This is a genomic window from Myxococcales bacterium (genome assembly GCA_022563535.1).
GTDB lineage: Bacteria > Myxococcota_A > UBA9160 > UBA9160 > UBA4427 > DUBZ01.
Genome location: JADFNE010000004.1, coordinates 57,905 through 71,421 on the forward strand (window position 1 = coordinate 57,905; position 13,517 = coordinate 71,421).

At 60.4% G+C, this 13,517-nt stretch carries 12 protein-coding genes; 6 read left to right on the top strand and 6 right to left on the bottom strand.

Annotation, left to right across the window (positions count from 1 at the left end; all coding sequences use genetic code 11):
• Positions 1-19: 19 nt before the first annotated feature.
• Positions 20-1,654 carry a PfaD family polyunsaturated fatty acid/polyketide biosynthesis protein gene (locus IH881_02435; protein ID MCH7866525.1) on the bottom strand — a complete coding sequence of 545 codons (1,635 nt, stop codon included), beginning with the start codon at positions 1,652-1,654 and terminating at the stop codon, positions 20-22.
• A 343-nt stretch (positions 1,655-1,997) separates the two neighbouring features.
• Between IH881_02435 and fabR the strand changes: the two genes are divergently transcribed.
• Positions 1,998-2,624: an HTH-type transcriptional repressor FabR gene (gene fabR, locus IH881_02440; protein MCH7866526.1), complete on the top strand. Its 627-nt coding sequence runs from the start codon at positions 1,998-2,000 to the stop codon at positions 2,622-2,624.
• Positions 2,625-2,627: 3 nt separating this feature from the next.
• Here fabR and IH881_02445 read toward each other — a convergent pair whose 3' ends face one another.
• The 3 genes from IH881_02445 to IH881_02455 form a co-directional block, all read right to left on the bottom strand.
• Positions 2,628-3,428: a class I SAM-dependent methyltransferase gene (locus IH881_02445; GenBank protein MCH7866527.1), complete on the bottom strand. Its 801-nt coding sequence runs from the start codon at positions 3,426-3,428 to the stop codon at positions 2,628-2,630.
• A gap of 178 nt (positions 3,429-3,606) precedes the next feature.
• Positions 3,607-5,361, bottom strand: coding sequence for a hypothetical protein (locus IH881_02450; GenBank protein ID MCH7866528.1), 1,755 nt, complete (start codon positions 5,359-5,361; stop codon positions 3,607-3,609).
• A gap of 266 nt (positions 5,362-5,627) precedes the next feature.
• Positions 5,628-6,956 (bottom strand): DEAD/DEAH box helicase, encoded by a 1,329-nt coding sequence (locus IH881_02455; GenBank protein ID MCH7866529.1) that lies wholly within the window; start codon positions 6,954-6,956, stop codon positions 5,628-5,630.
• 419 nt (positions 6,957-7,375) lie between these two features.
• Here IH881_02455 and IH881_02460 point away from each other — a divergent pair, with 419 nt between their 5' ends.
• The gene (locus IH881_02460) at positions 7,376-8,095 is read left to right on the top strand and encodes a glycosyltransferase (protein MCH7866530.1); all 720 of its coding nucleotides are present in this window, start codon (positions 7,376-7,378) and stop codon (positions 8,093-8,095) included.
• An 18-nt stretch (positions 8,096-8,113) separates the two neighbouring features.
• Complete coding sequence (locus tag IH881_02465; protein ID MCH7866531.1) at positions 8,114-8,845, top strand: SIMPL domain-containing protein; 732 nt, start codon at positions 8,114-8,116, stop codon at positions 8,843-8,845.
• Here IH881_02465 and IH881_02470 read toward each other — a convergent pair.
• Positions 8,798-9,256 carry a hypothetical protein gene (locus IH881_02470; protein MCH7866532.1) on the bottom strand — a complete coding sequence of 153 codons (459 nt, stop codon included), beginning with the start codon at positions 9,254-9,256 and terminating at the stop codon, positions 8,798-8,800. The genes IH881_02465 and IH881_02470 overlap by 48 nt on opposite strands.
• A gap of 337 nt (positions 9,257-9,593) precedes the next feature.
• Between IH881_02470 and IH881_02475 the strand changes: the two genes are divergently transcribed.
• Together IH881_02475 and IH881_02480 are read left to right on the top strand one after the other, a co-directional pair.
• Positions 9,594-10,391 carry a methyltransferase domain-containing protein gene (locus IH881_02475; protein MCH7866533.1) on the top strand — a complete coding sequence of 266 codons (798 nt, stop codon included), beginning with the start codon at positions 9,594-9,596 and terminating at the stop codon, positions 10,389-10,391.
• Entirely contained in the window at positions 10,388-10,552 is a 165-nt protein-coding gene (locus IH881_02480) for a hypothetical protein (GenBank protein ID MCH7866534.1), read from the top strand. The genes IH881_02475 and IH881_02480 overlap by 4 nt, the downstream gene beginning before the upstream one ends.
• Positions 10,553-10,581: 29 nt before the next feature.
• Here IH881_02480 and IH881_02485 read toward each other — a convergent pair whose 3' ends face one another.
• On the bottom strand, positions 10,582-11,460 hold the full coding sequence (locus IH881_02485; protein ID MCH7866535.1) for a methyltransferase domain-containing protein: 879 nt from the start codon (positions 11,458-11,460) through the stop codon (positions 10,582-10,584).
• 261 nt (positions 11,461-11,721) lie between these two features.
• Here IH881_02485 and IH881_02490 point away from each other — a divergent pair, with 261 nt between their 5' ends.
• Positions 11,722-13,512, top strand: a complete 1,791-nt coding sequence (locus IH881_02490) for a hypothetical protein (GenBank protein MCH7866536.1) — start codon at positions 11,722-11,724, stop codon at positions 13,510-13,512.
• Positions 13,513-13,517: the final 5 nt, after the last annotated feature.

Below are 13,517 nucleotides of genomic sequence, written 5' to 3' on the forward strand. Positions count from 1 at the left end.
CAGCTTCGATGATTTCAATTCAACTGAGCGGACGAGGCCTGAAGTCAAACGCCGCCGGTGGGACGGGAACGCCAAAGCTGCGCAGCTGTTGAGCACGCGTCAGTACTGCCGCGCCTTCGAGCAGGTTGCGCGCAACCTGAACGACGTTGCGGTTCTCCGGCTCGGCGAGAAAGCTCCCGGCGCTCCACGCATTGAACGCGCCCATCGCCGGGCCGCACCAGATCTGATAGTCCGGGCGGCGATCGCGAATTCCTGCGATGGCCCAGCGGCTCGACTGGCCGAGATAAGAGCGAAACACGAGGGCCATTTTGTGTTTTGGGTCGGCTTCCGCTTTGTCGATTTCGCGGGGATCTCGCTCTTGCCAAAATTTCCGGGTATCGCGCCACGCGTCCGCGAGAGAAGTGCGCAGAATGTCCTTTTCGAGCTTCGCCGTCTCATCCGCCGGTAGCGCATCGAGGGATTCGAAACCGCGATACAACTCCAAGAGCTTCCTGGCGCGCACGCCGAAGAACGTGCCCCGCTTGAGCACCTGAACTTCAACGCCCAACTCGAACATGTCCGCAGCCGGGGCCATCATGATGTCGGCGAGGCCCGCCTGGGCGAGCATCTGCTTGCCGTCCGCATCGAGTCCACTCTCGACGCAGGCCTGGTTGACCGAGCCGGTCAAGACGTACGATGCACCCAGGGCAAACGCCGCCGCGACGGCACCCGGCGTCCCGATCCCGCCGGCAGCACCCACCCGAATTGGACGCCGATAACCCCGCGCGCTGGCGATTTCGTTGCGCAGACCGAGAATCGTCGGAAGCAGTGCACTCAGCGGTCGGTTGTCGGTGTGACCTCCCGAGTCAGACTCCACAGTGAAGTCCTCCGCAACCGGAAGCTGGCGCGCAAGCTGGCCTTCCTCAGCCGTGAGCTTGCCAGCTGCAACGAGCGCATCGACCATCTCTGCAGGCGCGGTCTCGAGGAAGTGGCGCGCGACCTCGGGTCGAGAAATCTTGGCAAACACATAGTTGCGACGCGTGATGCGACCGGCGGAATCTGTGCCCAGCCCCGTGTATGCGTAGCGAACGACGTGCGGAGTCAGTCCCATGTAGGCAGCGGCGGAAACCCGGCGCACACCGCGACGGATGTAGAGGTCTGCGATCCGCTCTTCGATCGCGGGTTCGTTGGGGGAATGGATGAGGTTTGCCCCCCAGCTGAGTCCACCGTTGTCCGTCGTGCCAAGCGCTTGTTCGAGTTCGTCGAGGGCCTGCTCGACCGTTGCGGGCCCGAGGCCGGCCGCGCCAAAGAAACCGAGAAACCCTGCCCGGGACATCGCGATGACCAGGCGCGTAGTCGCGATGCCATTGGCCATCGCCCCCGAGACATAGGGAAAGCGAACCCCGTGGATCTCGCAGAAAGATCGATCGCCCAACCATTCGGGGTATATAGAAGGAAGCATCCCCAGCACTGGCCAGCTGGGCGTCCCAGCCGGCAGTTGAGTGCCAGCGGGGGAGAACTGTCCGCCCTGGGCGATCCCCAGGGCGCCGGTCGTTGGATCCTGCACGACGTATGCCGCGCTGCGAACTTGGGCTGCAAGCGCCAGTAACTCTGCCTGTTTGAACGCCGGGGTCGCTCCATTGCCCCCACCCGTCCAGACCCCGATCGCTTCCATGTCACTCCCTTGCACAAATATCTGCGCAGCGTCTTGTGCTGTGTCTTCACGCAATTCAACCGTCGTGCTCAATCACGACAGCAAGTGTCAATTCGTACTGTGGGGAATGGGGGGGCGGCGATTCCCAGATCCATGCAGATTTTAAGCGTACAACTGTTACTCGAATGAACTCAAGCTGGACTATCGTTCGGTTGAGCTCTCGGGTCAACTCAGTCGCACCGAGTATCAGGGCGAGATTGGTTACGATTTTGTAAATTTTGAGCGAATCGATTTGAGCGCACATATGTTCGCTATATTTTTTCGGGAAATCCCCTAGAAAACGGGAAGCCCGGGTCCAACATTCATGCCCAGCCGCGCCGAACAGAAACAAGCCACCCGTCGCTCAATCATCGAAGCCTCGCTCGCGCTGAGCGCCGACCGCGGCTTTTCGAGCTTGAGCTTGCGCGGCGTCGCGAAAGAAGCGGGGATCGCGCCGACTTCCTTCTACCGACACTTCGCGAACATGGACGAACTCGGACTCGCCCTGGTTGACGAGGTGGGGATGTCGCTGCGTCAACTCGTCCGCGAGGCGCGCCGCAAAGTCGACCACAGTGGCAAGGGCAGCGTGATCCGGGCCTCGATTCAGACCTTTCTGAGCTTTGTCGAGAAGAACGAGAATCTGTTTCGGATGTTGCTCGGCGAAGGCTCGGGGTCTCCGCCGCACTTTCGTCGGGCGATCGCGAAAGAGATCGAACGCTTCACCCAGGACCTGGCGGAAGATTTGATTCGTGAAGCCGACGCGACCGGGCGGCCGATCGCCTACGTCCATCATGCGGCAGAAGCGATGGTCACCGTTGCGTTCAACCTCGGGGCCAGCTCGATCGATCTTCCCCGCGATCAACGGCTCGCTGTGATTGAACGGATCATTATCGAAGTGCGAATCATCATGCGGGGCGCCCAGGCAGAGGCAGGATCCCTCAATCGGAACTAGAGCCTAGGCGTCGTAGAAGGTCATGGGAGCGGGATCGGCGGAAAGGCGTCGGTGCATTGAGGTTCGCGTCTTGATGCCGTCATAGATGCCGCTGATCCAGCCGCGTTCGGTCATTGGCACGTCTCGAAACGAGCGCTGAGATGTCGATGCGTCGGTCCCGTCGGTTTTCTCCAGGACGATCACGAGATTTTGCACCGGATCGTGGGGGTCCTGTGAGCACTCGCGAATGAGATAGCCCTGATCTCGCAGGGCGGCGTCGAGTTTGTCGGCGGTAATTTTTGCGCCGAATTGTTCGCGGCCGATCGCTTCGCTGCGATTGGCTTCGAATTGAAACAGGAAGAGACCGCCTGGCACCAGCACACGCAAGGCCTCGCGCAGATAGCGCTCGATCACTTCGATGTGGGTGATATGTTGGAACACCCCAGCGCACAGGCAGTACTCGACAGACGCATCCGGCTGATCTGCCAAGGACGTGCCGTCATTGAGTTGGAAGCGAACGTTGTCGAGAGCGGCGCAGCGGGCAGTGGCTTGCGCGATCATCTCGGCTGAAATGTCAAATCCCAATACGTTTTTGAATCGACTCGCGAGGGGACGGCAGTAGCGCCCTACCCCGCAGCCAATCTCGAGAATGCTCGATTGCCCTGGCGGGAACACACCGTAGTCGTCGTATCGATCCATCATCCGCTCGACGAACCGCTCGCCCACGATGGCAAATTCTTCTTCGTTCCACTCGGTACCGGATTGGAGATGGGAGATGAAGCCGAGACGACTGTTCTTGCTCAGACCATTCCAGAGCTTCTTCATGTCTCTGACATGAGCGGACGCACTGTTGCGAAACAGGCGTCGTTTGAGGTCGGACAGGAGCTAGCGCGGTGTCTTCATCACCCGGGACGTATCGGATCGGACCAGACCTTACTTGCGCACAGATTGCCGGTTGGTCCGATTGGATGCGAAAAGAGGCGCGGGAGCTCGAGCGCCGCGCTCAAGGCGAGAGCTTGAATACGCGAACGCGCGAGTCCTCGTGCGATGGGGGACCGAGTTGAAGTTCGAATTGTTTCGAAATCCGGTCGAGGACCTCTCGGGGCATGCTGCTCATCGGTTCGTATTGACGGCGCTGATAGAAGTCCGCCGACGATGGAAGTTGCGCACGTGCGGCCGCCAGTGCCTGGCGGGTGCGATCCTTGTGCAACACCACATGGCTGAAGCCGAGGGTGCGAAGATGATTCACATCGATTTGGCCGGTTGCCCGCGGCGCGAACCCCGCCAATTCCCGGAGTACGGCGTCGTTTTCCAATGCAGCGATTCCTCGGGGTGGGACTGATATGTAGCCGCCTGCAATCGGTCGCCGGTGCCGGGTCTGGTACGCGAGATTGAGCGCGGCGGTATTGTGATCCGATAATGGGATATCGAGAATGGCACCTTGGGCCTCGTCGGCCAATTGATCGAGGATCGGCGAGAAAGCGACCTGTTGCACCGGGTAGGGCAACCAGAGAAATTCAAAACCGATCAACGTGAGGAAGACGGCGGCGGCATGACGCCGCTTGTGAATGCCCGCGGCGAAGCCGATCGAGGCCAGGACTGCCAATGCGAGCATGGAGATGACGACGAAACGATTTGCGACGCGCAAACTCTCGAGAACTGGAATGTGCTCGAAGAGCGCGTGGGGCAGCGTGATGCCGAGGGGCTGACCGCCGAAGCTTGGATGAGCGCCGAGCGCGAGAACCATCGAACTGAACAAGATGAGCGTCCAGGCAACCACGGAGCGATCCATTCGCGCCCGAACCAGTGCCAGACCTGCAAGGAAAAGCGCCGCGAAACCAAAGTACGCCTGGGACCCGAGTGTGCGGTATGTGCGAGAGCCGCTGTAGTACGCCTCGGTCAATGCCCCGAACAACGGGTGATGATCGCTCGGCACCAGGAAGAACGTGAGATCGATTCCCCTGTCGATGGGCGGCTTGGTGTAAAGCGCAACGTCCGACGCCTGCGACAACATCGACAAGACGACCGGGGCCACCGTGACACCGAACACGGCTGCTGAAATCAGGAGTTGGGGAGCTGCCCGCTGAACACTGCGGATGGGGTCTTCTGCGCGAATCCACTCGACGGCCCAGATCCAGGGCAAGATGAACAAGGTAAAGACCGCGTAGTGGAGACAACTCAACGCGTTCAGGGCGAATACCAGGCCGAACATGACGGCGTCGCGTCGCGATCCCTCGCGCACGATGCGAAGCCCATAAAGGGCTACCCAGGGAAGGAACTGAAGGCTCGACAAGTTCAGATGCTCGAGACTCTGCTCGAAGTGATGAGGGAAGAAGGCAAAGATCAGACCGGCCATGTACGCCCCAGCTCTATTTTTGCTGATCTCGAATGCAAGCTGGTGCGCGGCGATGCCTGAAAGAAAAAATCCGAGCAACGTTGCGAAGTTCAGGGCGGCGATCGGCCCCAGCAGCAAATTGATCGGGAACGCAACGATCTGGTTGAAGGTCGAGTGCGTGTGGAGCACGAGGGAAACGCCGTGGGGGTGGAACAAGTACTCGGTCGCGAAGGGATTGGTGCCGAGTTCGACCAGCGCCTCGCGCCACCACCAGAAGTTCCAGAGATTCTGCCAGATATCGTTCGAACCGTGGGGCAGGTGCGTAGTGAGATGGCGAACCAATGGCCAGGTAAAGAGGAGCGTGAGCGTCCCGTAGAAGCTCACGACACCCCACGTCGATTCGGAAAAAGAACGCCGAGTCATGGCTTGGTTCCAGGTCGACGGGGGGTGGCGGTGAAGACTGCTGCGATCAGCAAAATCGTGCTGCTCGCAATGGCATCGCCAAGTTAGACCGTTTCCGAACGCGAGACCAAGTCGACAAGCTCACGCTTGAAGATCCCCGTGCAATCGAGAACCCGACTAGGCGAAACATCAGAAGATTCGCATAGTTGAACTTGATCTTCCGTCCGAGGTCAAAGCTTTGCGCAACCTCGCGGCGCCGTCTAGCGACGGCCTCCGCGCGATCCCTGCTAACCCCGCGACCCCCGCGACCCACGCGACCCACGCGTAGACGAACCCGCCGGTCGGGCTTGCCTGCGGCGTCTCGAGGGCGCTTGATCTCCGGATCGCTTTTGCCCGCTGTAGCCACCACCGTTACCACCGCGCCGACCCGTTGGGCGTGCGGATTTTCCGCGTCTACCCATATCGAGGACTTCGCCTTCAAAGCCCGTCACCGTGCGGCGCGGAATCTTTTCTCCGAGTTTGCGCTCGGTGTCGCGAAGCCAGGAAACGTCGTCCCGGGTTACAAAAGTCACGGCCTGACCCTCGAGTTCGGCACGACCGGTGCGGCCAATGCGGTGGGTGTAGGCCTCGGGCGTATTGGGCACATCGTAGTTGATGACGTGGGACACACCCTTGACGTCGATTCCGCGCGCCGCAATGTCCGTCGCGACCAGAATGTCGAAACGACGCTTGCGAAAGCCTTCCATGGCCCGGTCGCGCTGGGATTGGGACATGTTGCCCTGCAAGGCCACGGCATTGTACTTGGCCCTGCCCAATTGTTCTGCCAGGCGCTTGGCCCGATGCTTGGTGCGCGTGAAGACGATGGCCGACGTGCAACCTTCCTGCTCGAGAATGTATTCGAGAAGATCGCGCTTACGCGTTTCGCCTACCGCCACCAGAACGTGTTCAATGGTCTCGGCCGGTCCAGTTCGATTCAGCTCGGCGACATGCGGATTTCGCAGCAGTGAGTCGGCAAACGTTCGAATCTCGCTGGGCATGGTTGCCGAAAAGAGCAGGTTCTGTCGATCCGACGGCAGCTCTTTGAGAATTCGTTTCAGATCGGGCAAGAACCCCATGTCAAACATGTGGTCCGCTTCGTCGAGCACGAGGGTCTCGATCCCATTCAGGCGAAGCACTCCGCGACCCATCAGGTCGAGAATACGTCCGGGACAACCAACGACAATTTCCGGATTGTGGCGCAGGGCCCGAATCTGCTTGCTAATCGGAACGCCGCCGTAGATGGTGGCGACTTTGATTTTGGTGAAACGCGCAAGCAGCCGGATCTCGGCATCAATCTGCGTTGCGAGTTCCCGCGTGGGTGCGAGCACCAGTGCCCGCGGTCCGCGCTTGCGCCCGCGGGCGAAGCGGTCCAGCAACGGAAGCGCAAATGCCGCCGTCTTGCCGGTTCCGGTCTGGGCCAGGCCGAGCACGTCGCGACCTTCGAGGGCCGCGGGAATCGTTTCGGCCTGAACGGGCCGAGGATTGGTGAAGCCAGCAGCGTTTACGCCGCGAGCGATAGAGGGATGGAAGCCGAACAGGTCAAAACCAGTCGGTGTTTCAGTTACAGGTGCAGCCATGGTATTTAGATGGATCTCCACCGCGCCGTCGGCGCACGAATAGAGTGCGCACTACGCGGTCGTAGCGTTCGAACCCGCACAACAGATAAGGGTAAGATCAAGTGATTGGCGGCGAGACCTCGGAGGGGAGTACTGCTGAGGTCCTGTTGTCGCCGCTATGGTACCGCTAAAGGTGGCGTCGTTTTGGACGCCGTATCGGGGTCCTGGACCCCGGATTGCGGCACTGATTAGCGCGTCGGCACCGGAAGCGCAAATCTGGACTTATTTTGGCTAGATTTGCCGAATCATGCTCTCTTGGGGGAATCAGGCTACGGAGTCTCCAGTGACACGGTAAGGGCGCCCGACGCCGACCCCGCCACGGTGTCAGCTGGGCCGCTGGCTTGGGGTAGGCTTGAGTCGCTTTCGTCATGAGGCTCGCCGTGAAACTGTCGATCGTCATTCCTTTCTACAACGAAGAGCCAAACGTCGGGCCCGTACTCGACGAGATCAAGCGCTTCTATCCCGAAGCCCAGCTGATCGCCGTGGACGACTGCAGCAGCGACGGCACCTACCGAGCCCTGGCCGTGCAACCGGGAGTGCAGGTGGATCGACTCCCGCAGCATCTGGGGCAAAGCGCGGCGATCTATCGCGGCTTGCTTCAAGTGACTGGCGATGTGTGCGTACTGATGGATGGCGACGGCCAGAGCGATCCTGCGGACATCAAGCAAATATTGGAACACTTTCCCCGGTACGATTTCGTGAATGGCTGTCGCGTCAACCGGAGCGACAAGTTCAATCGCATCGTGGCTTCGAAAATCGCCAACGGCGTGCGTAACTTCTTTACCGGCGACGGAATGCGCGATACGAGCGGTACACCGAAAGCCATGAAGCGCGAATGCATTCCGCACCTGGTTCCCTTCGACGGGTTTCACCGCTACATCCCCGCGTTGCTGCAGAGCGCCGGATTTCGCCTGCTCGAGGTTCCCGTATCTCACCGAAAGCGCATGCACGGTCGCACCAAGTACACCAACCTGGGACGCGCTCTTCGCGGGATCCGGGATCTGCTGGGCGTTTGTTGGTTGCTTCGCCGCCAGATCAACGTGCGTGAACTGGCAAGCGAAGTCCGGGGTCCGGATCGTATCCCGGCACCCAAAAAGTAAACGAAACGGAGGCAACCGATGGTTCGTCAATTCACTTGGATCGCAATCTTCACCCTGGCCGCGGCCTTGACCGCTGTAGCCCACAATGAAGCCCTGGCTCGCGATCTAGCCATCGACCACGGGGATGCAGACCCGCGCAATCGCGCATCGTTCTACGTCGAGGTGATGCGGGAGGTGAGCAATGATTGGGCGGTCGCGCGGCTTTCGATCGTCGAAGAAGGCAAGGACCCCGCACGCCTGGCCGACGCCGTCAATCGCCGGATGACGACAGCAGTCGCCGCGGCCAAAGCGGTAGCCGAGGTCGAGGTCCAGACCGGCGCTTACACGACACGTCCGATCCATCGCGACGGGCGGATCGTTCGCTGGCACGCTCAGCAGGAACTCCGCATCGAATCCCGAAACGTGGATCAGCTTTCCGAGTTGATCGGTGAACTCCAAAGCGATTCGGTGCTGCTATCGGGAATTTCCTTTTCGGTGAGCAGCAAAACCCGCAAATCGCTGGAAGACGAACTCATCGAAGAAGCGCTCGGCGCTTTTCGCTCCCGCGCTGCGCTGGTCGCCAAAGGTCTGGGGGCCGGGGATTGGTCGCTCGTCGGACTTTCGATCAACGGCGATGGTCATGCCCCGGAGAGATTTCCCAGGCGGGCCAGAGCCGAAATGGCCATGATGACAGCCGGCGCGCCTCCAGCCCTCGAAGCCGGTTCAAGTGAAATCCGAATCCGGATCGACGGCACCATCGAACTCGACTGATCCGGCGTTCGCGTTGCGCAGCATTCCAACCATGATCCACAACAGGACACCTGCCGGCAGATATACACCGGCAAGGTCGAGTCCCCAGTGGTTGCTGGGCAAGTTGCCAACGCTGGTGTCGTAGACGTGAAGCAGCGCATGGGATCCCAGAAAGACCGTCGACATTGCAACCAGGGGCAGGCGGTAGCGGTTGGATCGCGCCGCCCAGATGAGACCGGCGCCAGCGGTGAGAAACGCACAACCAATATCGCGAACGAAGTGTGGATTGAACGGTCCGGTATCGGGGACCCCGGCTGGCAGTTCGTTGTACCAGTGCATTGGCCCCACGAACATCCAGAGTGCGTTTGCGATCATTCCTGCGCCCAGGATCATGAAGATCCACCCGTGCAGATCGAGCTTGGTATTGCTCATCGCTTGTCCCCTCTAGCCCGCGAACTGGGCATGGGTCGGTTGCTGGCGGATGCGGCCCGGCTAAAAAGCGCCATCGAGCATGTGGTCACGGTATAGGAGCCCATCAGGTTTACAAGGAGCCGGCTCGAGCCCCGAGCGAGGACGATCTCAAGAAGCACGAGAAGGCGGTCGATACTCAGCAGAACGCAGGTCGTCGCCCCAGACCGCCGTGATCATTGAGATCGCGCGTCCGGCGCCATGCTGCAGGGAGCGCCAGACCCGACCGATGTCTATTTCAAAGTCGTCAGAGTCAAAGTCAGAGTCAAAGCGGAACTCCATTCGAGGTTGGGTCGACAGTTTGTTCTATTCAATGTTGTACCCCGTTCCATCGCATATTCGCGCTCGCTTCCTCGAGATTGACGACGCGGCGAAATCGCGAATCGAGCGGGCACTGCGACGCGACTTTTACAGCCCGGGATCCGACGCCTATCTCGCAGACGCAGAGGGCAGTCGCCACCTCGCAGGCCATGTGATGGGACGCCTCGAACAAGATCGTTCCCGGGTGATTCCCTGGCTCGACTCGGCCCGTTCGCTCGCCGGCGCCCGGGTTCTCGAGATCGGCTGCGGAACCGGTTCGTCGACCCTTGCCCTGGCGGAACAGGGGGCAGAAGTCGTCGCGCTCGACATGAACCGACGCCATATCGCGGTCGCCAAAGAGCGCTGCCACACGCTGGGCTTGAAGCCGCACTTCGTGGTGGCCAACGCGGTCGAAGCCGCCGCCCTGTTGCCGGACAATCATTTTGACTTCGTGATCTTTTTTGCGGCGCTCGAACACATGACCTTCGAAGAGCGCGAAATCGCGATGCGAAATACCTGGAGCATGCTGCGCCCGGGAGGACTCTGGGTCGTGATCGAAACGCCCAATCGCCTTCACTATTTTGACGATCACTCAGCCCGGCTGCCCTTCTATCACTGGCTGCCGGACGAAGTCGCGTGGGAATACGGAAGCCGCAGCCCGCGGGCGGTGTTCAGCAACCTGTTGCAGAGCCAGCCGCGCGGCCCCGATACCCCGCCCTGCTTCAGCGCTTTGGCAGAGGCATCAGCTACCACGACTTTGAACTCGCCCTCGGCCCCATGGGCGAGCTGGAAATTGTGAGCAGCCTCGGTCGCTACACACAGGGGTTGCGATGGCTGCGACGCGCCCAGCGTTTCACCACGCTAAAAGGCCGTCATCAGGCGCTGCTGTCCCGAGTCGTCCCACAACTCGACCCTGCATTTCTCGAGCCTTGGTTGAACTTCATCATCAGGAAGCCCTGAGGGCTAGAGACGGTTTGGCGGGGGATGGCTCAGCGCTTGGTCTTCAAGATGCCGACGGACTGATACGTGGGATCCCAGCGGCCCCAGGGCATGCCGTTGTCCCCGCTAGCAAAATAGAACGCCGGCAAGTCTTCCTTCAAGAAGTCGCAACCGATCAGTTCTTCGAGAATCTCGTCGTAGCGCTCAAAGTTTGTCTGATAGGCGTCGAGCTCGAAGTATTCGGCAAGGGTCTTCTCGGTAAAGCACCAGCCGCTAGAAGGTTCGTGGAACCAATCTTCGTCTCGAGCGCCACCCACGGTGATGGCCATGCGACCACCGGGCTTGAGCACGCGCTCGATCTCAGCAATGACACCGCGCAGGTTCTCGAGGTCGTTGTGTTCGAGTGCCGAGATCGAAACGATTGCATCCATCGAATCGGATTCGATCTCTGCGAGGTTCGAAAGATCGTGATCCCAATAGACAACCGACCCCTGGTAACGAGGGCGCTTCGGGAAGAGCCGACTCGTGGTGTTCAAGATTTTTTCGTACCAGTCTTCGGCAGACCAGATGCGCTTGGGGGGCAGGAAACTGCGATAGCTGAGCGCGCCATAACCTTTGTCTTCGCCCCGCTTGCTGTGTTCGCACCAGGCCATACAACGACGACCGGGATGTGGGCGATCTTGGAGATCGACACTCAGCACGTCGGCGCCTTGGCTGGCGAGCCACCACTGCATGACGCCATTGCCCGCTCCAGCGTCGAGCACCTTCATGCCCGGCGTCGGCGAAATCGCGCGCGCCACCCAGCACAGATCCATGTAGTAATGCCAGCCGCGGGGAACCCGGAGCTCCCGCACGACGGCTTGCATCTCGCCGAGCAGTTCGGGCATGTCGTCCATCAGGTTGGGAGCGAGAACTTCGATGGCGTCCAAGAGCGACCTCTCCGCCGTAAACCTGCGGAATGCGATTGCCCGTCGAGGCACGGGCCCGTCGAGCGTAAGCACTACCATCGGCAGCTTGTAAGCGGATCTCAAGCGCCTCGAGCCCTGTGAGCAATCTCCCCGTGAAGCAAAAACACATTATTAAAGCAGTACTTAGACGATTTTCTGCGTGTTCACGCCAATCCCGGAAAGTTGCCTCCCGGCGCGGGGTTCCATCAAGCACACCGCACATTGGACCGATCTAGAGCGACAGTGTCCGATTCTCGTTCAGCAACCGGCGCCCGATCCGGCTGGCTCTTCGGCCCCATTTCCGATCTCGGAATCGGCTGTGGGTTGTTGTTCTGGGCGTTCTTTGCGTGGATGGCCTTCGCGGGAGACAGCACCCGGGCGCTGCTCCCCATGGCGCTGGCACCCGTGATCGGGATTTTGATCGGCCAGCCCCACTACGGCGCGACACTCTTGCGCGTCTACGAACACCGGGAAGATCGTCGCAGCTACGCACTTTTTGCGGTCTTTGGCAGTGCCCTCATCTGGGCTGCCTTTGCAGTCGGGGTGCACAACGATATTGCGGGGTCGCTGCTCCTCACCTTCTATCTCACGATCGCTCCCTGGCACTACGCCGGCCAGAACTATGGCATTGCCATGATGCTGATGCGTCGCAAGGGAGCCGAGATCTCCTATCTCGCCCAGCGCGCATTTCACGCTTCATTCGTACTCTCTACCCTGCTCACCATTCTTTCATTGCACGGCCCAGCCAGGCCGAACGCCGAATACGCTTTTGTGGCCTACCAGGGAAGTGCGTACAACTTCATGTCCCTGGGAATGTCCGCAGCATCCAAGGACATCGCCGTCCTGTTGCTGGCGGGAGCCTATTTGGCGAGTCTCATCGCCGCCGGTTTCCTGCTCAAGCGCAAGGCGACGCTGCAACAGTTGCTCCCGGCCGCTGCGATCTCCGCGACCCAGGCACTCTGGTTCGGCATTCCTGTCGTGACGCGGCACTTTGGACTCTTTGGCCAGATCGAGCCCCTGTCGGCTCAACACGCTGCGTATACGATATTCTGGGTCAGCGTCGGTCATTCGATTCAATATCTCTGGGTCACGACTTACTTTTCCGGTCGCGCTAAACACCCGAGCCGGGGTCTCCCCTTCTACACCAAGGCCGTGCTCGCAGGGACCGCCACCTTCGCGATTCCCACCCTGCTCTTCGCACCGGGTTTCCTCGGCAGAGTCTCGATCGACGCGGGACTCCTGGTCATGATTTCGGCGGCGGTGAATCTCCATCATTACCTGCTCGACGCGGTGATCTGGAAATTGCGGCACAGCCGCATTGCGAAGGTATTGATCCTCGACGAAGACCCCGATCAGAGTGAACCGGAACCCTCCGCATCTTGGGTGCGCCCGGCGCTCGTGTCTCTCGGTGTGTTGTCCGTCACCTTGATGAGCATCGACGCCGCGTCCACTCACCTTGCGACGCGCGCCATCGAGCGCCAGGACCCATCGGGCCTCAGCAGCGCAATTCGAGCTCTGTCCTGGATTCGACGCGACAGCGCGACGCTCTACTTCGAGCTTTCTACCCTGCATCAGGAGCGGGGCGAGATCGGTGCAGCGATCGAGAATGCAGCTCGCGCTGAAGAACTTCACGATCGCTACGCCTACGACATCCGTCTTTGCGCCCTCTACTCCCAGGCTCAACGCAACGAGGAGGGGGTCAAGGCCTGTCGACATGTCCTGGCTTCCCGTCCGCGAGATCCCATCGCAGCGATGAACCTCGCGCTGCTGCTGGCGCGAAACGCCGACCGCTCTCCCGCCGAGTTGAACGAAGCCATTGGCCTCGCCGAGCTCGCGAGCGAGGAACGACACCAGCAAGACCCCTACTTCCTGAAGAATCTCGCGCTGATCTATCGCGCCGCAGAACGCAGGGATGACATGCAGCGCAGCGCCATACGCGCGCTAGAAATCGCTTCGGCTCAGCACAACTCGGCCCTCGAGGCACAGTTGCGAATCATGATCACGAAGCTCGGGGCCGAACTCGCGGCCCACTGAGGTCT